Source organism: Nitrospira sp. (assembly GCA_024760545.1).
Classification (GTDB): Bacteria; Nitrospirota; Nitrospiria; order Nitrospirales; family Nitrospiraceae; genus Nitrospira_D.
The window spans coordinates 3,422,962-3,446,995 of sequence record CP060501.1 but is presented as its reverse complement, the minus strand read 5'-3'; the positions used below and the strand labels follow the sequence as shown (position 1 = coordinate 3,446,995).

Annotated in this window: 25 protein-coding genes; 8 read left to right on the top strand and 17 right to left on the bottom strand. The window is 55.5% G+C overall.

The annotated features are described in order from the left end of the window. Nucleotides 1–18: 18 nt before the first annotated feature. From H8K03_16355 to H8K03_16330, 6 genes are all read right to left on the bottom strand, one after another. Nucleotides 19–1,383 (bottom strand): DUF3422 family protein, encoded by a 1,365-nt coding sequence (locus H8K03_16355; GenBank protein ID UVT22519.1) that lies wholly within the window; start codon nt 1,381–1,383, stop codon nt 19–21. A gap of 241 nt (nt 1,384–1,624) precedes the next feature. Further along, nucleotides 1,625–2,185 (bottom strand): YqgE/AlgH family protein, encoded by a 561-nt coding sequence (locus H8K03_16350; GenBank protein UVT19349.1) that lies wholly within the window; start codon nt 2,183–2,185, stop codon nt 1,625–1,627. Between the two features lie 73 nt (nt 2,186–2,258). Then, nucleotides 2,259–3,050 (bottom strand): acyltransferase, encoded by a 792-nt coding sequence (locus tag H8K03_16345; protein ID UVT22518.1) that lies wholly within the window; start codon nt 3,048–3,050, stop codon nt 2,259–2,261. A 97-nt stretch (nt 3,051–3,147) separates the two neighbouring features. Further along, entirely contained in the window at nt 3,148–3,510 is a 363-nt protein-coding gene (locus H8K03_16340; GenBank protein ID UVT19348.1) for a metal-binding protein SmbP, read from the bottom strand. 85 nt (nt 3,511–3,595) lie between these two features. Continuing rightward, a complete protein-coding gene (locus H8K03_16335) occupies nt 3,596–4,477 on the bottom strand; it encodes a sulfurtransferase (protein ID UVT19347.1) in 882 nt (293 codons plus the stop codon). A 32-nt stretch (nt 4,478–4,509) separates the two neighbouring features. Then, a complete protein-coding gene (locus H8K03_16330) occupies nt 4,510–5,454 on the bottom strand; it encodes a histone deacetylase (GenBank protein ID UVT22517.1) in 945 nt (314 codons plus the stop codon). 122 nt (nt 5,455–5,576) lie between these two features. Here H8K03_16330 and H8K03_16325 point away from each other — a divergent pair, with 122 nt between their 5' ends. Together H8K03_16325 and H8K03_16320 are read left to right on the top strand one after the other, a co-directional pair. Further along, complete coding sequence (locus tag H8K03_16325) at nt 5,577–5,894, top strand: tetratricopeptide repeat protein (GenBank protein UVT19346.1); 318 nt, start codon at nt 5,577–5,579, stop codon at nt 5,892–5,894. After that, nucleotides 5,792–6,484 carry a nucleoside deaminase gene (locus tag H8K03_16320; GenBank protein UVT19345.1) on the top strand — a complete coding sequence of 231 codons (693 nt, stop codon included), beginning with the start codon at nt 5,792–5,794 and terminating at the stop codon, nt 6,482–6,484. The genes H8K03_16325 and H8K03_16320 overlap by 103 nt, the downstream gene beginning before the upstream one ends. An 18-nt stretch (nt 6,485–6,502) precedes the next feature. On the opposite strand, the gene H8K03_16315 is transcribed toward H8K03_16320, so the two are convergent. Further along, on the bottom strand, nt 6,503–7,351 hold the full coding sequence (locus tag H8K03_16315; GenBank protein ID UVT19344.1) for a hypothetical protein: 849 nt from the start codon (nt 7,349–7,351) through the stop codon (nt 6,503–6,505). A 51-nt stretch (nt 7,352–7,402) separates the two neighbouring features. Then, nucleotides 7,403–7,735 (bottom strand): hypothetical protein, encoded by a 333-nt coding sequence (locus H8K03_16310; protein UVT19343.1) that lies wholly within the window; start codon nt 7,733–7,735, stop codon nt 7,403–7,405. A 154-nt stretch (nt 7,736–7,889) separates the two neighbouring features. Between H8K03_16310 and H8K03_16305 the strand changes: the two genes are divergently transcribed. Beyond that, nucleotides 7,890–9,689, top strand: a complete 1,800-nt coding sequence (locus tag H8K03_16305) for a M3 family oligoendopeptidase (protein ID UVT19342.1) — start codon at nt 7,890–7,892, stop codon at nt 9,687–9,689. A 124-nt stretch (nt 9,690–9,813) separates the two neighbouring features. Further along, nucleotides 9,814–10,011: a (2Fe-2S)-binding protein gene (locus H8K03_16300; protein ID UVT19341.1), complete on the top strand. Its 198-nt coding sequence runs from the start codon at nt 9,814–9,816 to the stop codon at nt 10,009–10,011. Between the two features lie 74 nt (nt 10,012–10,085). Here H8K03_16300 and H8K03_16295 read toward each other — a convergent pair whose 3' ends face one another. Next, nucleotides 10,086–10,727: an NAD(P)H-dependent oxidoreductase gene (locus H8K03_16295; GenBank protein ID UVT19340.1), complete on the bottom strand. Its 642-nt coding sequence runs from the start codon at nt 10,725–10,727 to the stop codon at nt 10,086–10,088. Nucleotides 10,728–10,763: 36 nt separating this feature from the next. After that, nucleotides 10,764–10,949, bottom strand: a complete 186-nt coding sequence (locus tag H8K03_16290) for a hypothetical protein (GenBank protein UVT19339.1) — start codon at nt 10,947–10,949, stop codon at nt 10,764–10,766. A gap of 143 nt (nt 10,950–11,092) precedes the next feature. On the opposite strand from H8K03_16290, the gene H8K03_16285 reads away from it, so the two are divergent. After that, nucleotides 11,093–11,569: a DUF192 domain-containing protein gene (locus tag H8K03_16285; GenBank protein ID UVT19338.1), complete on the top strand. Its 477-nt coding sequence runs from the start codon at nt 11,093–11,095 to the stop codon at nt 11,567–11,569. Nucleotides 11,570–11,592: 23 nt separating this feature from the next. Here H8K03_16285 and H8K03_16280 read toward each other — a convergent pair whose 3' ends face one another. From H8K03_16280 to H8K03_16265, 4 genes are all read right to left on the bottom strand, one after another. Further along, the gene (locus H8K03_16280; protein UVT19337.1) at nt 11,593–13,770 is read right to left on the bottom strand and encodes a bifunctional (p)ppGpp synthetase/guanosine-3',5'-bis(diphosphate) 3'-pyrophosphohydrolase; all 2,178 of its coding nucleotides are present in this window, start codon (nt 13,768–13,770) and stop codon (nt 11,593–11,595) included. Between the two features lie 6 nt (nt 13,771–13,776). Continuing rightward, a complete protein-coding gene (gene recJ, locus H8K03_16275) occupies nt 13,777–15,474 on the bottom strand; it encodes a single-stranded-DNA-specific exonuclease RecJ (GenBank protein UVT19336.1) in 1,698 nt (565 codons plus the stop codon). Between the two features lie 156 nt (nt 15,475–15,630). Beyond that, a complete protein-coding gene (locus tag H8K03_16270) occupies nt 15,631–15,828 on the bottom strand; it encodes a ubiquitin-like protein Pup (GenBank protein UVT19335.1) in 198 nt (65 codons plus the stop codon). 219 nt (nt 15,829–16,047) lie between these two features. Further along, complete coding sequence (locus tag H8K03_16265) at nt 16,048–18,102, bottom strand: sodium-translocating pyrophosphatase (GenBank protein UVT19334.1); 2,055 nt, start codon at nt 18,100–18,102, stop codon at nt 16,048–16,050. A 326-nt stretch (nt 18,103–18,428) separates the two neighbouring features. Here H8K03_16265 and H8K03_16260 point away from each other — a divergent pair, with 326 nt between their 5' ends. From H8K03_16260 to H8K03_16250, 3 genes are all read left to right on the top strand, one after another. Beyond that, complete coding sequence (locus H8K03_16260) at nt 18,429–19,601, top strand: PQQ-dependent sugar dehydrogenase (protein UVT19333.1); 1,173 nt, start codon at nt 18,429–18,431, stop codon at nt 19,599–19,601. A gap of 92 nt (nt 19,602–19,693) precedes the next feature. Then, a complete protein-coding gene (locus H8K03_16255) occupies nt 19,694–19,948 on the top strand; it encodes a hypothetical protein (protein UVT19332.1) in 255 nt (84 codons plus the stop codon). An 11-nt stretch (nt 19,949–19,959) separates the two neighbouring features. Then, nucleotides 19,960–20,676: a hypothetical protein gene (locus H8K03_16250; protein UVT19331.1), complete on the top strand. Its 717-nt coding sequence runs from the start codon at nt 19,960–19,962 to the stop codon at nt 20,674–20,676. Between the two features lie 87 nt (nt 20,677–20,763). Here the strand turns inward: H8K03_16250 and H8K03_16245 are convergent, their stop codons facing one another. The 3 genes from H8K03_16245 to H8K03_16235 all read right to left on the bottom strand — a co-directional run bounded on the left by H8K03_16245 (nt 20,764) and on the right by H8K03_16235 (nt 23,998). Continuing rightward, nucleotides 20,764–22,095 (bottom strand): hypothetical protein, encoded by a 1,332-nt coding sequence (locus H8K03_16245; GenBank protein ID UVT19330.1) that lies wholly within the window; start codon nt 22,093–22,095, stop codon nt 20,764–20,766. 135 nt (nt 22,096–22,230) lie between these two features. Continuing rightward, a complete protein-coding gene (locus tag H8K03_16240) occupies nt 22,231–23,544 on the bottom strand; it encodes a hypothetical protein (protein UVT19329.1) in 1,314 nt (437 codons plus the stop codon). A gap of 4 nt (nt 23,545–23,548) precedes the next feature. Continuing rightward, on the bottom strand, nt 23,549–23,998 hold the full coding sequence (locus tag H8K03_16235) for a PDZ domain-containing protein (protein UVT19328.1): 450 nt from the start codon (nt 23,996–23,998) through the stop codon (nt 23,549–23,551). Between the last annotated feature and the right edge of the window lie 36 nt (nt 23,999–24,034).

Here is a 24,034-nt window from a genome sequence, read left to right as displayed (position 1 = left end):
CTCGAAGAGAGAGGCCCGTCACGGCTGCGGCTTCTTTGATTCCTCAGCCGGCTGTTCCGCGGCCAGCTTTTTCTGAATAATCTTCTTACTCATCGTCGTGACGAGAAAAGCCAAGCCGATGGCGACCGGTACGAACACCGCCGTGGCGAGGCTGGCGTTCGCCAGCCAACCCATTTCCTGTAATCCTTTGAAGACATATCCCGCCAGTCCAGCCAAATAATAGGCAATGACGATGACAGAGAGTCCTTCGACCGTGTGTTGCAGGATGACCTGGCTCTTGGTCGTCTTGTCCACGCTCTGAAGCAGTGCGAGGTTTTGTGCTTCCAGAATCAAGTCGATGCGGGTGCGAATGATGGCGATGATGCCCTCGAAGCCGCCTCGCAACGTGTCGATGCGGCGCAAGAGCTGCTGGTACCCTTCGGCGACCCCTGTGATGCCCCCCAGCACATAGTCGGAGATCTGGCGGTAGGAGTCCATCGGTTGTTCGCCGAGCGATGCCAACGTGGTATGCACGATTTTGTCGTACGGAATCGATGAGGACAACTCGAAGTGCAGTTTTCCTGCCATGCGATTGGTCTTCAACAAATCCTGCGTCAAACTGTTCAGCCATCGCTGCAGCGTCTGCGAGTCGGCGTGGCCGATATGGGACGTGATGATCTCCCGTTGTTTCAAGTGAACCTGCTCGAACTTATACACCTGGTCGATTGCGGCGGAAAACAGCGGCTTTTGCATCAACAACAAATGATAGTAGGTCTCGATCCGCACAATGGCATCGACGATGTCTTTCAAGCGAGGCACCTCACCTTGAGATGATCTGACGCTGACCCAGTACCGTTCTCGTCCCTGGTTGTCGGGAGTAAAGCTGGTCGCCACACTTGTCTGCTCGGTAAACATTCGGCTGCCATAGATCACCTGACCCGGCAGCAGCGCGCGCAGTTCACTGCGCGGCGGCAGCATGTCCGTCGTCAACACAAGGTCCAAGCGACAGACATCAGACCCCAATGGCGACATAGGAAATGTGTAATTGGGAAACGTCAATGGCCCGAAGGTCACTCCGCCGCTGGCTTTCGACGGCAGATGCCAGAATTGGTAGTTGTAATACTCGGTGTGCGCTTGCCACACCACAATCAGTCGATCGCCATTGTCCGCTTCCTTGATGCCATAGCCGAATGTCTCCCGAATATGGGTCGTCTCGATGGGAATCTTGAAATGCCCCAGCAGCGACTGGAACTCCGATCGGCTGGCCGGACGCTGCGTCGGCGGGTCGGACATGCGAAAGGCTTTGTAATGGACATGTGCGGGCGCCCGAAGCCAGTCACCAAGGGGCAACTGTGGGCGTTCATGTAATTTCCTTAAGAAGGTCTCGGTTCCAGACGACGGCATATCCGACTGATCCACGTTGCTCCTCTCCCTCCTCCTACGGATGGCCAATTCGGCTTTCGCGTCACGTGACGGTGGCGTCAGCGCTTCTCAGCCCTAACGATAGTGCAGAAAAGACGACCAATTAGCAAGGCCGAGACCGCCAACGACGCGACAGGCACACCCTTCTCACATGCCGTTTGACTCAAGCATCCGGCGCGACACGTTTCAACGACGATAGGGGTTGAGAAACGACTCTTAGACCTCAGTTGCAGGATGGATCGAACGGCATCTCGGCATAGGGCTGGTAGGCTTCGCCTAGGGTGCTCAAGATATCCCCCCAGACACGGACCGGGTCTTTCTCAAATACCGCCTGGGGATCGGCAGGTAAGGTGATCCATGACCCGGTCTTCATCTCGTTTTCCAGCTGGCCGGGTCCCCATCCCGAATACCCCAAGTAGGCGCGGAAGGATTCTGTGGTGCCGGCCCCGGTGAGAATGCGTTCGACCATGCCGACGTCGCCGCCAAGGCAGACTCCGTCGAAGACATGGTGTGCATTTTCCGGGAACTCGTCACCTTTATAGAGCAACATGACTTGATTCGTCTGGACAGGCCCTCCGGCATAGAGCACGTGGCCGGCTCCCTCGATGACGGGAACCTGTGGAAGGGCTTCGGAAATGGACATAGCCGTGGGTCGATTCACAATGACGCCGAGGGCGCCCTCCGGCCCATGTTCACACAGCAGGACGACGGCCTGGCGGAAGTTTGGGTCACGCAGGCTGGGAGCAGCGATGAGAAAAATGCCTTTGCGGAGTTCTGTGGTCATGAGCGAAATCCTACCGTGCCCGCTGAACTTGCGCAAGCACTGTGCTCCTCTTGACGGATGATGAAGCTCGGGGTCACATTTTATACAGCGACGTGCGGCGATCACGAAGCAGATCGTTGAACCGATTCAAGCGTTTGTTGCGAGCCTCGGTTGGGTCAATATCAAGGATAGTCAGCTCTTCTTGGTCACGAGACGCCCTATGCTGAATGACTCCCTTGGGCGTAACGACTTCGCTCTGGCCGATGTAGGTCAACCGCTCTTTCCCCCCGCGCGCCTCACTGCCGATGCGATTACAGGTAACGGCAAACACTCGATTTTCGAGGCACCGGACCGGCATGGAATCCGGGCAGTTCGGCAAGACCAGGTTGGAAGGATGGCAAATGATTTCGGCCCCCTGGATCGCCAATGTCCGCGCGGCCTCCGGATAGTACCAATCGAAACAGATCATGATGCCGATCTTCGCTGGTCCGATATCCCAGACAAGAAATCCCGAGTCACCCGGAGTGAAGAACTGCGTCTCCTCGTAGAAGAGATGGGTCTTTCGGTAGCAGCCAAGAAACCCGGATGGTCCTACGATCACGGCGGAATTGTAGCAGCTGGACCCAGACTGTTCAGGAAGTCCCGCCACAATATGCATCTGGCGCCGTTTCGCGACCTCTCCCAGCCGTCGCACCGTCGGGCCATCGGGAACCGGCTCGGCGAGCTGTTGCGCTTCCTCCTGAGACACGAACTGATAACCTGACGCGAACAATTCCGGCAACACGATAAGATCGGCCTCGGCCTGTTCCAGCTTGGCAGTCACCCTTTCGAGATTCGTGGACACATCGCCAAAGCGTGGATCGAACTGGTAGTACCCGACTCGCATGGTAAGCTCCGCCCCATACAAGAACGGGCAGGGACTCATCCCTGCCCGTTCCTGGAAACACGTGTGTTGAATGAAGGCTAGCGGCTGGCGACGTCCACTACTTTACTTCTGCCAGGTGCGTAGCGCCTCCTTCGGCATGTTCGGTACAGGCCTCGGCATGTCCGGCCTTGCCATGCTTCACAGCTTCCGTTAAGTGCTTCACACCTTCCTCCAGATGAGGATTTTTCATTCCAGCAGCTGTCGCGTGCTTGAGCGCTTCGGTCGCATGTTCGACACACGCATCGGCATGTCCTTCTTTCCCATGGGACGCGGCGCCTCTCGCATGTTCGACTGCTTCACTGATGTGTTTATTCCCGGCAGGCGGTGAGCCTGCTACGGCGAGCCCACTGAACAGCGGAATCCCCACTAGCATCCCGGTCACGGCCACAACCAACGCGCTTTGACGGATCTTCATGGTCATTGCGTCCCCCTTCTGGTTAGTGTTCGCTGCTCAGCAGATTGTTTGATGGACTAAAATTCACCTTACACAGCGCTCGTCGGACGTGTCAAGAAGGTTTGGCCGCCGGATCGAATCCGAGGATTTTCTGCAGCGCGTGAAGATCTTTTTCGACCGGGCACGCATAGTCTCGACTCCACTCCCACCAGGATCCTGGATAATTACTGAGTTTCGGATACCCGACGAATTTAAGTATGAAATAAAGCCAGGCCGACCGAACGCCCCCGGTGCAGTAACAGATCACATTTTGTCCGCCGTGAATCCCCTTTGCTTCCAACATTTCCTTGATTACGGACGGATCCTTGACGGTCGCGTCTTTGTTCAAAAATCCATTCCAGGCCACATGGATGGCCGACGGGATGTGTCCGGACCGTGAAATGCCGGATATTTCTTTCCCGAGATATTCTTCAAGACTGCGAGCGTCCAGAATCGCCGTCTCAGGATGCGGGCCCCTGACGACCGCCTTGAGGTCGTCTTTCACCATGATCAAGGACGTCACCGGTTGCGACTTGAAGTTTCCGAGTGCGGGAGATACACGTCCATGCTCGAACGGCCGCTTCTCAGCTGTCCACTTCACCCACCCCCCGTCTAAGATACGAAGTCGTGTGTGCCCCAGATATTCCAACATCCAAAACATGCGTCCTTCGTCGCCCCAGTTGTCGAACGGATTGGAGTACATCACCACGTCGCTATCGTGATTGATCCCCAGCCGACGGAGGATCAGCTCAATTTGGCCAAGATCGGGATTCAGCAGCCCCTTCGGCACGGCATTGGGATCGCTGTACTCATGCCATGTCGAATGCACAGCGCCGGGGATATGACCGCCGAATTCGTACGCCGACTTCCCACGGACGTCGATGATGACGAGGCCGGGCCGGCCAAGCTGCTGCTGCAACGACTCAGTATCGATTAACAGGGGATGTTTCATCATGTCATACACCCACAATGATTTTCAGTCTGCATTCAGGCGTTCACAAGCGCCTCGATGTGTGCGTGGACCGACGCGGCCAATGCCGTCAGATTATACCCGCCTTCAAGTGAAGAGAGAATGCGACCTTTCGCATGGCGCTTGGCGATCCCCACTACAATGTCCGTCAAATCCGCATAGCCCGCCTCAGTCAATGCCATGCTCGCCAAGGGATCATCTTTGTGCGCGTCGAATCCCGCCGAGATGATGACAAATTCCGGTTTGAACGCCTCGGCCGCAGGCACTAATGCTTTCTGAAAGACCGCGCGATACTCGTCATCTCCCTCACCGGACTCCATCGGCACATTGATTGTAAATCCTTCTCCCGCTCCCTGGCCTCGTTCCGTCGCTCGCCCGGTGCCGGGATAATGGGGAGACTGATGCGTGCTGAAGAATAACACGGACGGATCCTCTTCAAAGCTATGCTGCGTCCCATTCCCATGATGGACGTCCCAGTCGACGATCAGCACTCGGCTGAGCCCGTACTTCTTTTGAGCATAGCGCGCCGCGATCGCGACGTTGTTGAAGAGACAGAACCCCATCGCCCTCCCGGCTTCGGCATGGTGGCCGGGAGGCCGGACGGCACAGAACACGTGATCAACTTGATGCGTCATGATTGCATCGACCGCCGCCAAGGCTCCTCCCGCCGAATAATAGGCAGCATTCAACGAGCCGGGCGACATTGATGTATCGGGGTCCAGCGAGACGCGCCCGGTGTCAGGAGATACTCGATTGAGCGCCGCAACATAGCTGGGACTATGAATTCGTGTAATCCATTCATCTTCAGCTCTTCGCGGCTCGATCCGAACCAACCGAGCTGTAGTTCCGCTCTGTTCCAACTGCTGCATAATGGCACGCAGCCGATTGGGAGACTCCGGATGTCCGGATCCCATGTCATGCTCAAGATAGGCCGGATGATAGACGAGACCGGTTCTTCCCATCACATAACCATAAACATGAACGAGAGACAGGAACTCGCTCAGATTATCATGCAGAAAACGCCATAGACAATGCGCGATGCGCATGATACCGTCCGCCAGAGATCGCGATAAGGAGTAACGCAATGCCCAATCCCCGGATTGAACCACTCAAGAAGCTTCTGGCCATAGATCCCAACGATGATGTGGCCTGGTTCGGCTTGGGGAAAGCCTATATGGATGACGGCAATTTCGAAGAAGCGGCCAAATCCTTGCGTCAGTGCGTCACGGTGAAACCGACCTATTCGGCCGCATATCTCGCACTTGCCCAATCACTCCAGAAGCTCGGACGCGTGGAAGAATGCCGAACCGTCTGCGCGACAGGCATCGACGTATCCACCAAAAACGGCGATGCCATGGTCACGAAGCATCTCGATGCGTTAAAGCTTTCTCTCGCGTCGTGAAATCCGGATTATCGTCCGCTTCTCCGTTTCGCCTTCCAGCCTGGGCCATCCGTTTTGCGCGCCGGCAGACACGCATTGTTGCTGCTGTCGATCGCATGCGATTTGTCATCCAGCTTGCGATGACCAATGTGACGTCCAAGACCGGCGGGCCGTTCGGCGCGGCGATCTTTGAACCTCGAACCGGGCGCCTCGTCACTGTGGGCGTGAATCTCGTCGAATCGTCGAATTGCTCGCTTGCTCACGCCGAAACAGTTGCGCTGGCGAATGCGCACCGCATCCTGGGACACTTTGATCTCAGCGCGGCCGGCCTGCCGAAACTCGAGCTGATCACCAGTTGTGAGCCGTGCGCCATGTGTTATGGCGCAATCCTTTGGTCTGGTGTTCGCAAGATTGTCTGCGGCGCCAGGAGTCGCGATGCCGCAGCGATCGGGTTCGACGAAGGACCCAAACCCAGGAACTGGGTGGCGGCATTTGAACAACGCGGGGTCTCCGTGACCCGAGACGTTTGCCGCAAAGAGGCCATCGCCGTCTTCCAGCGTTATCAGCAAGCCGGAGGCCGCATTTACAATGCGCGGGAGGCGCCAAGATAACACCACATGGCGAAGGAGCTACAACGTTTGCCTGACTGAGGCATCCTGAGCTTCGGAGAGCGGAACTGAAGCTCTGGGGTTCAGAATCAGCAGGCGGACGCGCGGCTGAGTCTGCTGGTGCTTGGCCCGTTCGATCACCTCGACATTCGCAAGCCTCAACGCCGCGCGCGAGGGAATCGGCTCCACATCCCAGAGCGAGATCAGGACAGCGCTGAGATGTCGAAGTTTCATCAGATCAACGGTTATGGAACCGGCTAGGGCTTTCACGTCCATTCGAATCTGCTCTCGCCGTCCTTGATGCCCACCCCGAAGGTCCGCCCTCGGAATCGAGATGCTCAAAATTACCGGTTCGCAGTAGTCGGCAAGCTGCTTGGCCTTTTGTCTGATGCGAGCCAAGATTCGATGGATCAACAGCACGCCACGATCTGTTTCCACACCGTGTTCTTCGTCATTCATGGCTACACGAAGCGGAAGCCGTCGTCGTTCGGCGGAACCGATCATCGCCGTCACCTCTACAAAAAACCGTTCCGATTCATGGCGACATTCAAGGTCGGCTGTTCGAGCTAGCGACTCAGGCAGAAATGCGACGTGGAGTCCGGCACGGATCAGCTGCGTGGCCAACTCCACCTCCGCCAAGGCGGATTCTTGCACGCCGGAATCGTGATGGGTCAGACGATAAAGAAGTCGCCCGAGTCGAAGACGGCTTGAATGATCTGCACAATGTCGATGCAGCAGATTCCAATGGTCATTGAGATGGCGAGAAAGCCCCTGCTGGGGGTGACGCTTGGCAGTTATCACAGAGATACCATGAAAGCCGTACAAGCGGGAACGCAGTTTGATCGTGCGTCGAGGCCGCCAGGATGTCATCGCGCCCTCCCCTGTCCCGTGAGACGCCGGCTCGCGGAGGACCGAAGCCGGTCATGGCACTGGCTCGCCGCCTTCGTCGCCCTCCGGAGACTCACCCAAGATATCCGGCCGTCGCGCGGCAATCTCAGCGTACGCTTCATCCAACCAACGTCCAGCACAACCCAATACTTCACGTACCAACGGTTCCGGCTGTCCCGTTCGTTTGATCGTCCACTGTGACACGTATTCGAGCAGCGCATCTCGCTCGAATGATCTGGTGGAATGTGTGGCCAGCGTAGACAGCTCGCCTAGACCTGTGTGCAGGATATCCGCCACGGTCTCACGCGCATAGGACGTGCTGGCGGTCACATACTGAACGACACGATGGAGTTCCTGCTCGTTCATTTCTTACCGGCTCAAGAGATTTTTGCATCTCGACGATTGACTGTCAACGCTGCTGTATTTCTGTTTAAGCTTGAGGATTTTCTCCAATCACGGCGCAGCTTGGTGATAAGATGCTGCGCGCCCACGGTATGAGCTTCACGTAAGGAGATTGGCAATGGCCGCTCGACGTCCCGTTCGACGTAAACATTCCGGTTCCACGGTATCAGACCAGTGGGATCTCACTCACCTTGTTAAAGACCCATTGAAGGACTTGGAACGGCACTTGGCGGATCTTGATGCACGAGTCAGGCAAGTCGAGTCGGTTCGTCCTCAGCTGCAGGCGACAATGGCCAGCGATGAGTTCCGAGCGATTCTGAAGCACACCGAGTCGATCGCAGAGGGCTCAGCTCGGCTTGGCGCGTTCGCCTACCTGTGGTTCTCAGAAAACACTAAATATGCGACGTCACGCTCATTCAAGACACAAGTGGAGGAGCGACTCACCGCGCTGAACAATCGCCTGCTCTTCTTCGATCTGTGGTGGCAGGGAGTTGACGATGTCAATGCCGAGCGACTGATGGCCGATACCGGTGACCTGCGATATTACTTGCAGACGATCAGACGCTATAAGCCTCATACGCTTTCCGAACCGGAAGAGAAAATCATCAATGTGAAGAATGTCACCGGACGCAGCGCTGTCAATACATTCTATGACGTGGTGACTAACGGGATGACTTTTACGATGAGGATCGGCGGGAAGACGCGCTCCATGAACCGCGAAGAACTCATGAGCTACGTCCGGAGCCCCAAGGCTGCTGTCCGGCAGGCCGCTTACAAAGAACTCTACCGCGTATTTTCCACGCAACGCGATCTACTCGGGGAGATGTATCGAACACTCGTCAACGATTGGAAATCCGAGAACGTAGGACTTCGGAAGTTCTCCTCTCCCATTGCCACTCGCAATCTCGGCAATGATATTCCGGATCACGCGGTTGATGTCCTGTTGGAGACGTGCGCGAAGAATGCCGATATCTTCCATGCGTACTTCAGGTTGAAAGCGAAGATCTGCAAACTCAGGCCGATGAGCCGATATCACATTTATGCGCCCCATCGGGTAGAGGCAAAGAAGTATAGGTACGTCGATGCCGTCGCAATGGTACTCGAGGCCTATCGCGAGTTTTCTCCCCGCCTGGCAGATCTGGCCGAAGAGGTCTTTCGAGCCCGGCATATCGATGGACCAACACGCCCTGGTAAGCTAGGCGGTGCTTACTGCTATAGTGTAGCACCGGGCCTGACCCCTTATGTCATGTTGAATTTCACGGGTGAAGCCCGAGACATCGCCACCATGGCCCACGAACTTGGCCATGCCGTCCATGGGATGATGGCAAAAGACCATTCGGTCTATACCTTTCATTCGACACTCCCATTGGCAGAAACCGCATCGGTCTTCGGCGAACGCATTCTCTCAGATGCGCTGATCTCGCAAGAGCGAAACAAGGCGGTACGACAGGGTCTGCTCCTCAATCAGTTGGATGATATCTATGCCACCGTCCTACGCCAGGCCTATTTCGTTCGGTTTGAAAAGATGGCCCACCACATGGTGGCGGACGGTGCGACGGGCGATCAGCTGGCGCAGGCCTATTTGGCGGAACTGAGGCAGCAATTCGGCAAGAGCGTACAGGTGTCGGACGAGTTTCAATGGGAGTGGATCACGATTCCCCATATCTTCGCCAGCCCGTTCTACTGCTATGCATATAGCTTCGGAAATCTGCTCGTGTTGGCTCTTTACCGCATGTATAAAGAGCAAGGAGAGTCATTCATTCCGAAATATCTCGACCTGCTCGCAACCGGCGGATCCCAGTCACCGCAAGACATCCTGAGCAAGGTGGGTGTCGATATGGGGTCAGAGGCCTTCTGGCAGTCGGGATTCAATACCGTCCGAGATATGGTTGATCAGCTCGAACAGACCCTCTCCTAGCCCCTATCTGCTGAATCTGCAAAGTGAATTCTGGATTCAGGTTGTCCGCCGTGAAGGACTTGACAAAGTCTCGAAGTCATGACATACTGAGAATGCTTCTCATAATCGTTCATCTGGAGGAAAGATGTACGTTTGCTTGTGCAAAGGAATTACAGAAGCGGATGTTCGTGAGGCAGGGCGAGCAGGATTTGTGATGCCCTGTCAGCTCAAATCCAAGTTTGGCCTCAAGCAAAGCGGCAGTTGCGGCCGCTGCGCGAGGAACATTCATGAATTTGTAGAGATCGCGGTCCAGGGGGCAGCGACCAGCACTGTGGACCGTTAACTATCGTTTCCCGGCACGTGCCGGTTTACGAGAAGAGATTCCGTATTCCTTCCTCGCCTCTCTCACAGAACAATTCAACGCGGCGAACCGACTCTGACGAGCTTCGTGACCTCGGCCACACGTTGGCCTAACGCTTTGGCCTCTCCAATCTCCTTATTATCGATCCCTGGGCTGTCACCCTCAGTTGTCGCCGACGCTCCGAACGCACCACCGCCGCTCACCACAATCATTTGATTCCCAAGCATTGCGGCGAGAATAGTCAACATGGTGACTTCCTTACCACCTGAGATTTGCCCTCCAGTGGCGAAGGCCGCCCCAACCTTGTTCTTCATCTTGAATTCAGGAAACACACCGAACTTGAATTGCCAGTTATCGAAGAAGGTTTTTACCTCCCCTGACATGTTGGACCAATACACGGGCGAGCCGACGACCACCGCATCGGCGGCAAATAGTTCTTCTGCGGTCACCTGTCCGACACGCTTGACCACAACCTCGGTGCCCGAGACGGATCGTGCGCCGGCGACCACTGCTTCTGCCATACGTTCGGTGTTTCCCGAGAGAGAATGGTAGGTCACGAGGATTTTGATCGGCGGTGAGGCTTCGTCTGCTAAAGATTTCGATACGCAGCCGACGAAAACCGTGACCAACATCAGCGCGACGGCCAAGAAACGCCGCCACTCACTCAGGGTAGCGGTCCGTGCGGGATGTGATGACACAACGTTACGACCTGGCTATGGGAGAAACGAGAGGCGCTAGTGCCGAAACGTTTCTTCCTCCATGTGTTCTTCGACCGACACTTCCGTCAGCGTTCCACGATACGTACAGCGATGGCAACGAATCCGCCATTCTTCAATCCATTTCTCCTGGACGTAAGACTGGCGACATCCTGGACACACGAACACTCCTTTTTTATAGAGCACCCGCCGCTTTTCTTGCATAGTTTCCTCTCTGTCGAATCCGGCTGGAGGATGGCACAACCTCCGACATGATTGCAATATTCGCGGAACCGGAGACGGGCCGGCCGCCATTTTCATCGGATGGCCTCCTTGACTGAAGAGGAAGCGATCATTACGATGCGCTCATGTGTGGCAGGGCTCCTACGTTCCTCGCTCTTTGCGCCTTGGTGTTCACCGGGTCACTCTTCGGCACTATTCCAATCGGTCTCGCGGCCGATTCCGGGCTCGTCTCGATCCAGACTCCTTCAGGCGTCACCATTCAGGCCGAAATCGCCGACACGCCGAGAAAGCGTGCTCAGGGCCTCATGTACCGGGATCACCTCGAGAAAGACCATGGGATGTTGTTCTTTTTTAGCGAACCCCAGGCGTGGTCATTTTGGATGAAGAATACCAAGATTGCGCTCGATCTGATCTGGTTGGACGATAAAAAGCGAGTCACGCATGTCGAACGGAACGTGCCGATTTGCACCAAGACCGACGATTCATGTCCTCAATATCGTCCGAATAGCGATAATGCCGTGTACGTCCTCGAGATTGCAGGTGGTACGATTGATGGGTACAAGATCGAAAAAGGAACAAAATTACTGTTCGGCAGGCCATAGGTCTATTCCTGTGACGCACTCGCTCATGATTTTTGTCTCCAAGACCTCAGACGTCTCGCCGTAATGACACCCTCTACCCGTTCGATAGCTTTCAACACTCGATTCAGATGGTCCGTATCGGCAACCTCGACGACGAAATCCAGCTCGGCTTTACGGTCTTCCCTGGTGATGATTTCGGCACGGCTGATGTTCGCCTGACATTCGGCGATGGCCGACGAGACGTTCGCCAGAACTCCGGTTTTATCTGCTGCAATGACGGCGATTTTTACCGCATGTTGGCTGGGCGTGGCGGTATCCCATTCCACTTCCACCAACCGTTCTCGATCATAATCCAACGCTTCCAGGTTAGGGCAGTCGACCGAATGGATCGTAAGGCCCCTTCCACGGGTGATGTATCCCAAGATTTTGTCACCGGGAACCGGATTACAGCAGCGGGATAGTTGCATCAAAAGATCCCGTCCGCCCTTCACTTGAACGCCCTGTTCTGCTCTTCCACGGCTTGAGACTTTTGGGAGGCTCACAGGTTCCGGCTGAACAGGCGCGCCGCCGGATGCCGGAGCAATCAACTTGCCGACGATTTGAGCCGTCGCAACATTGCCGAAGCCAACGGCTGCGGCCAGCTCGTCAGTCGTTTCATATCCTTCCTGTTTGGCAACCTCGAGAAGCGCTTCGGACTTCAACACCTGTGCCGGCGCTAACCCATGACGACGGATCTCCGCTTCGAGCAAACGCCGGCCGATTTCCAGACTCCGCTTCTGTTCCTCCGCCTTGATCCAATGCTTAATCTTTGTTTTTGCCCGTGACGTTCGGACGAACTTGAGCCAATCTTTGTGCGGAGTCTGATTGGATGACGTCAGAATCTCGATGGTATCACCGCTCGTCAACTCGTGCTTGAGCGGAACGATCTTGCCGTTGACCTTCGCACCGACACAGTGATCACCCACTTCCGTATGGATGGCATACGCAAAATCCACTGGGGTCGCACCCTTGGGCAGCTCTTTCACCATTCCCTTGGGGGTAAAAACATACACGACGTCGTGGAACAGCTCGAGTTTCACCGAATCCATGAATTGGCGGTTATCCGGCAAGTCCTTTTGCCATTCGATGAATTGCCTCAGCCATCCAAATGCTTTGCTGTCTTTATCTTGCACCCGCCCCTGTTCCTTGTATTTCCAATGGGCCGCGATCCCGTATTCGGCCACACGGTGCATCTCCTCGGTGCGAATCTGAAACTCCACATGCTCGCCTTTCGGTCCGACCACGGTCGTATGGAGCGACTGATAGAGATTGGACTTAGGAATCGCGATGTAATCTTTGAAACGGCCCGGCAGCGGACGCCACAGCGAATGGATCACCCCGAGCACGGCATAGCAGTTCATCTTGGTATCGGTAATGATCCGTAACGCAGTGAGGTCATAGACTTCTTCGAACGAGATCGATTGTTTCTTCATCTTTTGATAGATGCCGTACAGATGCTTGGGCCTTCCGTACACCGCCCCCGCCAGCCCGTTTTCCGCCAGAGCCTTCTCGACCAGTGCTTGGACCTCTTGGATATATTGCTGGCGATCTTCGTCCCGTTTCGCCACGCTCACGCGCAACGTTTCGTAGACATCCGGCTTGAGATGTTTGAGGCAGAGATCCTCGAGTTCGTTCTTCACCCAACCGATTCCGATGCGGTTGGCCAATGGCGCATAGATCTCCAACGTCTCCTGCGCGATTTCCTGGCGCTTACTTTCCTTGAGATGTTCGAGTGTCCGCATGTTGTGGAGTCGATCGGCCAGCTTGATGATCACGACGCGGATATCATCCGCCATCGAGAGCACCATTTTGCGGAAGTTTTCGGCTTGCTTCTCTTCGGAGCTTCGAAAGGTGATCTTCCCGATCTTCGTGACGCCGTCGACTAGCTGGACAACTTCCTTGCCGAATTCCTGTTGAAGTTCGTCGGCCGTGGCCACCGTATCTTCCAACGTATCGTGAAGGAGTCCAGCCACGATTGCCGTGGCGTCAGTTTTGAGGGCCGTCAACACACCGGCCACCGCCACGGGATGTTTTACGTAGGGTTCACCGGAGCGGCGAGTTTGTCCTTCATGGGCTTTGGCGGAGAACTCATAAGCCTTTCGCACCAGAGCGAGATCGGCGTCCGGCTGATAGCTTTGGAGGCGATCCAGCAGTTGGTCGATATCTGTGACAGTTTCGTACATCGTCTGTTACTCACACCCCGCCGCCCTTATGTCTCGAATGCGCAATTGAATTCGATCATAGCCATTCCAATGGTTGAGCTCGGGCGTAAAGGCAACGTCGACGGGTGTCTTTAACGACAACCCCTGATCCTCCAGCGATTTCATCCCGAATCCTATACTATCAAACGGTAAAGACCTGTCCTGCCGGACCGTCAGCTTCAAATGCTTCTCCCCGACAACGCGTGCGTTGAGGACATCCAGACGCCTGACGGCGAAGGTCGGCTCCGGATTCCCGGCACCGAATGGATGCAGCGCCCCGATTTCCCGGATCAGCTGAAGCGTGATCTCGTCCAGACGCACTTCTGAATCGACGTGCAACATGGGAACGCTTTGAGTCTCCCGGATCCATGCCTCTGCGATCGCGGAAAAGCGCTCCGAAAATTCCGGCAACCTCGCCTCCTGAATGGTCACCCCCGCCGCACTGGGATGCCCACCGAACGCTATAAGCAGATCCCGGCAACTCGCTAAGGTTTGATAGAGGTCGAATCCGGGTATGGTCCGAGCCGATCCTTTCCCGACCCCGTGTTCATTCACGGCAATCACGACCGTAGGACGATGAAAGCGCTCCATGATGCGGGCAGCCACGATACCGACGACCCCCAGATGCCACCCCCGTGCGTACAAGACGATACCGGCCGGTAACTCCCGTGATTCGACCTGTCTTAATGCATCCCGAAGAATATCGGCCTCAAGTTCCCGGCGAGCTCGATTCAATTGCTCCAAGTCTTCAGCCAACTCTTTGGCTTCCCGCTCCGACTCCGTAGTCAGGAGCTTGACGCCTTTGATGGCCTCATCCAAGCGCCCCGCGGCATTGAGTCGAGGCCCAAGTTTGAAGGCAATCGTTTCCGTCGTGCATTCTCGGCTGATGCCCGCCACCTGTTTCAAGGCTCGTATACCGCAGCGGGCACCTCGTGAGATATGGGCGAGGCCCTCGCGAACGAACAGTCGGTTTTCATCCTGGAGTGGAACAACATCGGCAATCGTTGCAAGGGCGGCCAAATCCAATAGCGACTCCAGGGGGGCAGAACCCGATCCATATTTTGTCTGATAGGCCTGGGCGACCTTGTACGCAAGCCCGCCGGAACAGAGCCCATGAAAGGGATACCGCGACTCCCGTCGATGCGGATTCATCACTGCCAGAGCAGGCGGCATATCCATATCGCTTTGATGGTGATCGGTCACGATCACATCGATCCCGAGTTCATTTGCGAGAGTAATCTCACGGTGCGATGTCGTCCCGCAGTCGGACGTGACCAGCAAAGTGACACCTTCCTTGGCCAGGATCTTGACGGCCGCCTCATTGAGACCATAGCCCTCTCGCAAGCGATGAGGAACATACGCTCGGACTTCAGCGCCAAGGCCGCGGAAGAATGAGAGGTAGATACTAGTGGCGGACATGCCGTCCACATCGTAATCACCATAAAAGCACACCCGCTCCTGCCGTCGCATTGCCTGACAAAGACGGTCAACGGCTCGTTCCATATCGGGAATCAAGAAGGGATCATGGGTTCTGATCGGAGTCATCCAGGCCGTCGCCTGGTCCACACTGGTGACCCCTCGATTGAGCAACAGTGACGCAGTAGCCGAGGAGATTGATAACGCCCGAGATATGAGGCCACGTTGGACGGGATCTACCTGACGAACGACCCAGAGCTTAGACTTCATCCTCGCCTCCTTACGGGCCTGGGCCGTTCCACAATTCAGACCAGGGATCACAGGGAAAGGTGAAAGACTGTAATAAGCCGCTTCTACTTTGTCAAACAGATAGGCTGCGAGGACGGGTAAGCTTCGTCGAGCAAGAGGGGAGACTTCGAACCTGCGCTATTCCCCTCCTTTCTGAACGTAATTCTTCACAAATTCTTCAGCGTTCTTTTCAAGGACATCATCGATTTCGTCGACCAGTTTGTCGATGTCCTCTTTAATTTTCTTGCCGGCCTCGACGACCTTGGGATTGGCCTTTACTTCTTCCTTCCCTTGCGGCTCTCGTTTGGCTTCCTGCTTTCGCTCTTGCTTTTCCATCCGAGCACCTCCCAAGAATCCGGGATAGTCACATTCACCTTACTCCAGCACTCGCGAAGCCGTCAAGCCAAGGGAGAATCTATAAAGCGCTTCTCGTGGAATACAAGCCGATTCCCTCAGGGGTCTTTGGAATTGAGAGAAGAACCCTCCCGATCTAGATCAGGTGACAGTTGCTCTTCGTCGCGCAGTCCACGTCTCACCAAAGACGAGAGGTCCCTATTATACAATAAGTGAAACGATCAGCAGAGCTACGATATTGATCACCTTGATCATCGGGTTGATGGCCGGACCTGCCGTATCCTTGTACGGATCACCAACCGTATCGCCGGTAACCGCCGCCTTGTGTGTTTCGGTGCCCTTTTTGCCCTGCTCTTCGATGAACTTCTTGGCGTTGTCCCACGCGCCACCGCCGCTTGTCATGGAAATCGCAACGAACAGACCTGTCACGATGCTGCCAACCAACACGCCGCCGAGCGCTTGTGGCCCAAGCACCACACCGACGATCACGGGCGAGAGCACCGGAATCAAACCGGGGATCATCATCTTTTGAATCGCCGCTTGGGTCACGATATCCACACAAGTCCCATATTCCGGCTTACCTGTCCCCTCCATGATGCCTTTGATCGTTCTGAATTGGCGCCGCACTTCTTCCACAATCAGCCCTCCCGCTTCACCGACGGCCCTCATACACAGGGCGCCGAAGATGAACGGCAACATGCCGCCGAGGAACAGTCCCACCAAGACTTTTGGATTGGAAAGATCGAATGCGGCCAGCGCCGGATTGTGCGCGGCAACCTCACGCGAGTATTCGGCAAACAGCACCACTGCCGCCAATGCGGCAGACCCGATCGCATACCCTTTCGTGACCGCCTTCGTCGTATTGCCGACGGCATCCAATGGATCGGTGATATCGCGCACTTCCTTGCCTAGATGCGACATTTCGGCGATGCCACCGGCGTTATCGGTGATCGGACCAAAGGCATCGATCGCCACGACGATCCCAGCCATCGAAAGCATCGACACTGCCGCCACCGCCACGCCATATAGCCCGCCTGACTCTGCGCCACCGCAAATCCAATAGCTGCCGAGAATCGCCGCTGCAATCACCACCACCGGAGCCGCTGTCGACTGCATGCCTACTGCCAAGCCTGCGATAATGTTGGTGGCGTGGCCGGTTTCGCTCGCTTTGGCAATGTACTTCACTGGTTCATAGCTCTTCGACGTGTAGTAGTCGGTAATGAAGACGAGCGCGAGCGTCACCCCCAATCCTATCAAAGCCGCGAAGTAGTAACTGAGCCCACTCACACCGCCGACCCCATCCATGATTTTGGAGGTAATTGGGAAAAATGCCGCGGCCGAAATCCCGCCCGCCACGAACAACCCCTTATAGAGGGCGGTCATAATTTCACCGCCCGGACTGACCTTTACAAAGAGAATACCGATGATGGTCGCAAAGATCGTCACTCCACCCAAAGCCAGCGGATAAAGAATCGGCGCGGTGGCTCCCTTGAACATCGTAAACGCCAGCACCATCGCCGCCACCGTCGTGACGGCATAGGTCTCAAACAGGTCTGCCGCCATTCCGGCGCAATCTCCCACATTGTCACCGACGTTGTCCGCGATGACAGCTGGATTCCGCGGATCATCTTCCGGAATACCCGCCTCTACTTTGCCGACCAAGTCGGCACCGACGTCCGCTGCCTTTGTGTAGATCCCTCCGCCGACGCGTGCAAAGACCGAGATCAAGCTGCCGCCGAAGCCGAGACTCAACAACGCATGAATCGCTTTCTCTTGACCAGCCACAGATTGTGCAATGGTGTAGAACACAGTGATGGCCAGCAGGCCGAGGCCGATCAACAGGAGTCCGGTCACGGCCCCACCCCGGAAAGCAACGATCAGGGCGGCGTTCATGCCGTTATGTGCTGCTTGCGCGGTTCTCACATTGGCGCGAACCGCGATAATCATTCCAACATAGCCGGCGATGGACGAAGCTCCCGCGCCGACCAAGAAACCGATCGCAGTGAGTAAGCCGAATTTATCCGACACTGCTCCGGCAGCTGCCAGAACAACGAACAAACCCGCCGCCACAAAGCCGACAGTTTTGTACTGTCGATTCATATAGGCGCTGGCACCTTCTTGAATGGCCTTTGAGATTTCCTGCATCTTCGCGTTGCCGGCGTCGAGCTTGAACACCCACATCGCCAGGTACAGTCCATAGGCAATACCGGTCACGGCCGCGATGAGTGCAAAGATTACAATCGCTGAATCACTCACTTGCAATCCTCCTGCTGGTTAAACGAACTCCATATGTCACACGGCTCTCCGTGGCTTCAACCCATCCAAAGTACATGAGCGAGTGGGGAAACCCTAGGCGGGCGGAGTCGAATCAGAAGCTAACCACCCGAAAATCTGAGCCATTCTATAGGGTTAGACTGAGCGGATCAAGACAAAATACTGGGCGTTTGAAATAGTGACGATGACGGTGTTTAATCGTTGCCGACCCGTGAAATGGACACACCACCGTCCGTTTGTCTAGCGATTTGCCACCAGTTGGAATGATAGGATACAGATCGTCTTTTAAGCAGAGCACCCGCTCAACCATGCGACAAACAATCGTCCGCATAACTCTTGGTTGGTATTTCGTCGGACTCCTCGCCGCATGCAGCAGTGGCGGAGACACACAGAACACGAACACCGTCCCAACGTCCACCAGCCTCAAGCTCCAACTCGTTGCAGGCAATCTCAGCTCCCCGGTGTTCGTCACCACTCCCCCGGGCGACACCGATCGCTTGTTCGTCGTAGAACAGGGCGGCACGATCAAAGTTCTTGATCGAGCGGCAGGAACCGTACTTGCCACATATCTCTCACTAACCGGCATCACTAGTGGGGGGGAGCGAGGATTGCTGGGGTTGGCCTTCGACCCAGACTACAATGCTAACGGCCGCTTCTACGTCTACTATACAAATGCCAATGGCGCGATCACGATCGCTCGGCTTTTGGTATCGGCAACGAATGCCAACCTCGCCAATCCGGCTTCGCAGGTCATCTTAGTTTCCATTCCGCATCCGACCTTTGCCAACCATAACGGAGGCATGTTGGTATTCGGACCGGATGGTTGTCTGTATGCAGGAGTCGGTGACGGAGGAAGCTCAGGGGATCCCAGCAACAATGCTCAGAACCTCGCAAGTCGGCTGGGGAAGATTCTCCGGATCGATCCGACCACCGGAGCAGCGTGCACGAGTGGAATACTAAATCCGTTTGTTCTCGGTGGAGGTGATCAATTGGTCTGGAGCTATGGACTCCGTAATCCCTGGCGCTTTTCGTTTGACGGCGACGATCTGTATATCGGAGATGTCGGCCAGGATGCACGGGAAGAGGTCGATGTGTCACAAGGACCCAATGCCGGACGCGGACTGAATTACGGATGGCGGCTCATGGAAGGATCGAGCTGTTTTAATCCCGGTGCCAACTGTAATAACGGTGGGCTCACCTTACCGATTCTTGAGTATACCCACGATAACGGAGCCTGCGCCATCACCGGCGGCTACGTGTATCGAGGCCCGGCAGTGCCGGCAATCCACGGCACCTATTTCTACGCCGATTTCTGCGCCGGCTTTGTTCGCAGTTTTCGATTCAACAACGGCTCGGCTCTCGAACAAACAGAGTGGCCCCTGCTTACCGTACCTTCAATAACCAGCTTCGGCCAAGACAGTTCAGGAGAACTTTATGTTCTGACCCAAAATGGCAATGTGTTTCGGATCGTTCCGAATTAGCATTTTTATGACTGGCTCCATGGCTTCATCGCTGCACGTGAGCTAGTTTACGTCCATCATCTACTTTGCTATAGTTCGCCATAAGAATCTCTATGGAATTCGAACCAAATTACATTGTTATCGACGGCCAGACCTTCACGAAGGCAAAACTCGCATTAGACAATCACGTCTATAAGAACTGTCAAATCGATGATTGCGACTTGTATTACAGTGGCGGGCAATATGAGCTCCTCGATACGCATATCACCAACTCTCGTCTGATCCTGAACCATCCCGCCAAAGGCATCTATAACGCGCTGCAGATCTTCAAGATGAAGTCCCCCGGTTCCCGCATTCTCTTTGAGTGACCGTTTTCTTCATGCCCTACACCTACGACTACACGAATGCCGCCATCGGCAGCGAGAGCGCATCCGCGCGCTACTGGCGCTTTGCCAAGATGGCGCTGACCCGCTGGACAAGGGCCAAGACCTTTACCTTTGATGGGCGATCGTACCCCTACCTCTATCACTTCTGTAACAGGACTTGGAAAAATGAGCGTGGCGTTGAAATCCCGATCTTCCGGGAGATCCTTCTTCGTCATCAGACCGCACGAATTCTCGAGGTCGGCAACGTGCTCTCGCATTACTTCCCGACCCACCACGATGTGGTCGACAAGTACGAGGTGGCTCCCGGTGTCATCAACAAGGACATTGTCGAGTTTGTGCCAACAGAGCGGTACGACCTTATTCTGAGTATCTCGACGCTGGAACACGTCGGATGGGACGAGGAGCCACGAGAGCCGGCCAAGATACTGTGCGCCATCGAACACTTACGGAACCAATGCCTCGCCCCTGGTGGACAAATCGTGGCCAGCTTGCCGATCGGTTACAACGAGTTTTTCGACGGACTGCTCCGAGACGGCAAGAGCCCCTTTACCACGCAGCACTTTCTCAAGCGGGTCTCAAAGCGGAACTACTGGGTCGAGTCGGATTGGGAGCATTGCCGCGATGCGTCGTACGGCCGTTTCGTTGCGTATGCCCTCTGCATTGGTCTCATCCAAGAGGGACAGCCTCTGGCAATGAAGGAATGCACATAACGCGGAGTTCGTGACGTGTATCTCGCAGCCAAGCATTGCGTCCCCCTTCTATTTCACACCTCATGAGAGACCGACGGTGAGTAACGATTACCTGCTGACCGGAATATTGTCGGTCCGTTTTACAATTTCGATCGGCTGGAAGGCAGGATCCTGTGATCCCTGGGATGACTCCGCTTCGACGCGCTGGAGGAATGAGGCCGGGCCATTTAAGGGGGCATAATTCAATGCGACCTCGACATCGAAGGTCTTGGTGTCTTTCGGCGTCGGGAACGTGAAGGATTCTTCTCTGGTCTCCTCTGGTTTTAGGACCGTGTCTTCGACAACCTTCGCCGCTTCGGAGTCAAAGACTGTCTTCTGTCCTTGAGTATCCACATACGTCCGACCATAGACACGCTTATCCGTAAATACCGTTTTGAGGTTTTTCCCTTTGACGTCCAGATTTAAGACCACCGCGGCCCAGGCAGGATGGGTGGCAGGCAGGTTGTGTGGTACCAGGCTTTGGACCTTTACCATGACAGTCGTCTTGTCACCGTCGACCTTCGTCTGCACGTCTAACTTCGCAGCCTCTTGCCGAAGCTTGCCGATACGACCCGGGAAACTATGATTGGCAATCTTGCGTTTCTTTTCCCCATTGGCTGACTCCCCTACTTGTTGCGGCATATGGCAAGTCTGACATTCCTTGCCGGACTTTATGGCTCGGCTTTGGTCCCAATTCCCGAGCAAGTCGTTGGACTTGCCCAAGTTCACAGCCGACGGCACGGATTGATGGCAGTTCAGACACAGATCGGATTTCTGAAACAGACTCAGTTCCATCGATTGGTGCGCAAGATTCTGGACGAAATCCTGGTATGGGCCATAGAGCGTCTTGCCGCCGATCTCATACTTCGGCTCCGGGGGATGCTTGGCTCGGTCCACATGCTTGATCAGATGGCACTGGCTGCACGCCACGCCGTCCAAGGACGGATCACCCGCCTTCGCTTGATCGACAAAGAGTTGCGCATGATCCGGGAATTCTCGGACGTGCGGAGCATGACACCTGAAGCACAACGTTTTGTCCTTTCCACCGGCTGAGTTCAGGTACACATCGAGTGACGCCCGGAATGCCGGGGAATGGATGGACTTCGACAAAGGCGAGGTTTCCCACTCTTCATACACCCGTTCGTGACACCGTTTGCATTTGTTGGAATGTGGGAAGGTCTTCTCGATCAACGACTGGCTTGCCACATTCTGTGCCAGGGCGGATGTAACCGCGCCATCGGATAACACAGCGGCACCGATCGTTACGACAGCCACGCATCGAATCAGAATTGCCCGTGGAATGTTCAAAAAGGCCTTCATCTTCACCCGCCCACCCCAGCGCGCCACGACGCGCTTTCCACCGACCAAGGCCGCAGCGAGCGAAGCGGCGAGGAGGTACAAACCGCACTTCGTGTGAGCCGTTCGCCCGTAGCATGATTCTTGGCGAACGGATAACCCCCCTTTGAATGGATTATTTCCCACCTTGAGCCTTTGAGCGACGCGAGAACGACGCTGGAGGACTCTTTCAACTTTCTGCTAGGAGAGTGATTTGACACGATAGGTCAGAAAGCGCCGTTGTGTATATTCCTGGATAATCTTCCGCGCCTCCTCGCGTTCGGTGTCCGCTTGGAGAGTGGCAAAATACTGTTCCTGTAAGGGAATCTCAGGCTTTGGAATAAGGGCATAGGTCAGCACGGCCTCGATCGACGAGGCGGCGGTCCCCCCGGGAAGCGTCAGTGCAAAGGGAACCTTCCTCGTGTTCCCGCCCTTGATGAAGGGATCAGGGATCGGCCCGCGAAGGATCCTGTCATAGGGCAAGCCAAACTGTTTTGTCTCTTCCGCTAACGTGTTCCCTTTCGCATCTTTCACCGTGATCGTCAGGAAAAACTGCTTCAGGACCGGATCGCCATCGGGAAAACTGTGCGGGAGGCTGCCGACTTTTACAATGCCGGTGCCTTCCACCACCATGCCGGTTTTTGTCGCCTCAACGTCAATGCGAGGCATCCACTCCGCTTGCAGATTTCGGTTCTTCAACATCGTACCAGCGACGACGACACCACGAAACCAGTGGCGTCCGATGGCTCTGGTCATTGCCCCGCGTCTTGAGGTGGAGCTCCCGGTGGAGGACTCCATATGACAATCTTGGCAAATCGTCCCCTCAAGAATTTCCCCCGGCAGATTCTTCTGCGTCACATCTTTCACTTTATCGAAATGACAAGATGCGCAAAAACTGGCTGCACGAAACTGATCCGACTGCGCGGCCTGATGGACGAGGTTCTCCTCGGGATTGGAGTACGGACCGTAGAGTGTGTTGCCCGGCTGCAGCGTAAAGGTCGGCGGCGAGTTCGAGGTCTTGTCCATCCCGTTCATCAAATGGCAGGCCGCGCAACCGATCCCTTCGATCCTTGGCTTCCCGGCAATCACTTGCGCCGCAATCTTCTCGGCATGCTGAGGAAACGCGTTTACGGACGGCACATGGCACGAGAGACAGCGCCGCTGTTCGTCTGGCGTGGGATTCGTCTGCTTCCAAAGACCCAGGACGGTACGAAAGACCGGAGACTCCAGCGACGTGCCGTGTAGAAGAGCGGCATCCACGCGGCCAAAGGTTTTCAAGTCCGGCGTCTGCTCCCTGGCGCCCTTCCACTCTTCATAATGACGATCATGGCATTGTTTGCAGTCTTCCGACCGGATGAATATCTTTTCGATCTCCGCGACCCAGTCCCCGGGGGCTTGCTCCTTGGCATCCTCCGCAGCCGCTTGCCGATGATAAAGGCCGCCGCTCACAAGAAGGGCAAGACATATCGATGCGGCTGTGATTCGCCGACGATTGCCGGCGGACATATTCAACATTCTGCTAATCCCGCTTACAGCCGACGAAATGAAAATTGACACCCCATCCGACAGGGTCATCGGGATCGGCCGGCTCATAGGTCCCGACGGTAAAGTTGCATTCTTTCATGGACTTCTTAATGGCTCGCCCGAAGTCCGTCATGGTTCGGATCTCTTGTTTGTCAATTTCCTTGATGACGGATCGCACCTTGATCCCTGCATAATCCGCGCGCGAGTTTCCGATCACCTCGAACACTGCAACGCCCTGTGGTTTCTGAAGCTTGAGTTCCTTTTGAATCTCTTCGTCCACGGCGCCGACAATGATCCCAAACTCTTCTCCAAGCTTGGCCGCTTCTTCTTCCGTCATGGCGCCGTTCTGGGTCGCGGCCCACGCGCTCTCCATACCACCCACAAGTAGACCGCCGGCCAGCATGACGTTCCATACGATCCGTGCTCTCAAAATCCTGTGTGCCACCACCACCTCACAGCTCAGCTCCGTAAAGAACTCATT

Bases quoted from the DNA above. Each gene is read 5' to 3' on its own strand.
- H8K03_16355 (UVT22519.1), bottom strand. From the start codon at position 1,383: ATGCCGTCGTCTGGAACCGAGACCTTCTTAAGGAAATTACATGAACGC.
- H8K03_16350 (UVT19349.1), bottom strand. From the start codon at position 2,185: ATGACCACAGAACTCCGCAAAGGCATTTTTCTCATCGCTGCTCCCAGC.
- H8K03_16345 (UVT22518.1), bottom strand. From the start codon at position 3,050: ATGCGAGTCGGGTACTACCAGTTCGATCCACGCTTTGGCGATGTGTCC.
- H8K03_16340 (UVT19348.1), bottom strand. From the start codon at position 3,510: ATGACCATGAAGATCCGTCAAAGCGCGTTGGTTGTGGCCGTGACCGGG.
- H8K03_16335 (UVT19347.1), bottom strand. From the start codon at position 4,477: ATGATGAAACATCCCCTGTTAATCGATACTGAGTCGTTGCAGCAGCAG.
- H8K03_16330 (UVT22517.1), bottom strand. From the start codon at position 5,454: ATGGGAAGAACCGGTCTCGTCTATCATCCGGCCTATCTTGAGCATGAC.
- H8K03_16325 (UVT19346.1), top strand. From the start codon at position 5,577: ATGCCCAATCCCCGGATTGAACCACTCAAGAAGCTTCTGGCCATAGAT.
- H8K03_16320 (UVT19345.1), top strand. From the start codon at position 5,792: ATGCCGAACCGTCTGCGCGACAGGCATCGACGTATCCACCAAAAACGG.
- H8K03_16315 (UVT19344.1), bottom strand. From the start codon at position 7,351: ATGACATCCTGGCGGCCTCGACGCACGATCAAACTGCGTTCCCGCTTG.
- H8K03_16310 (UVT19343.1), bottom strand. From the start codon at position 7,735: ATGAACGAGCAGGAACTCCATCGTGTCGTTCAGTATGTGACCGCCAGC.
- H8K03_16305 (UVT19342.1), top strand. From the start codon at position 7,890: ATGGCCGCTCGACGTCCCGTTCGACGTAAACATTCCGGTTCCACGGTA.
- H8K03_16300 (UVT19341.1), top strand. From the start codon at position 9,814: ATGTACGTTTGCTTGTGCAAAGGAATTACAGAAGCGGATGTTCGTGAG.
- H8K03_16290 (UVT19339.1), bottom strand. From the start codon at position 10,949: ATGCAAGAAAAGCGGCGGGTGCTCTATAAAAAAGGAGTGTTCGTGTGT.
- H8K03_16285 (UVT19338.1), top strand. From the start codon at position 11,093: ATGTGTGGCAGGGCTCCTACGTTCCTCGCTCTTTGCGCCTTGGTGTTC.
- H8K03_16280 (UVT19337.1), bottom strand. From the start codon at position 13,770: ATGTACGAAACTGTCACAGATATCGACCAACTGCTGGATCGCCTCCAA.
- recJ (UVT19336.1), bottom strand. From the start codon at position 15,474: ATGAAGTCTAAGCTCTGGGTCGTTCGTCAGGTAGATCCCGTCCAACGT.
- H8K03_16270 (UVT19335.1), bottom strand. From the start codon at position 15,828: ATGGAAAAGCAAGAGCGAAAGCAGGAAGCCAAACGAGAGCCGCAAGGG.
- H8K03_16260 (UVT19333.1), top strand. From the start codon at position 18,429: ATGCGACAAACAATCGTCCGCATAACTCTTGGTTGGTATTTCGTCGGA.
- H8K03_16255 (UVT19332.1), top strand. From the start codon at position 19,694: ATGGAATTCGAACCAAATTACATTGTTATCGACGGCCAGACCTTCACG.
- H8K03_16250 (UVT19331.1), top strand. From the start codon at position 19,960: ATGCCCTACACCTACGACTACACGAATGCCGCCATCGGCAGCGAGAGC.
- H8K03_16240 (UVT19329.1), bottom strand. From the start codon at position 23,544: ATGTTGAATATGTCCGCCGGCAATCGTCGGCGAATCACAGCCGCATCG.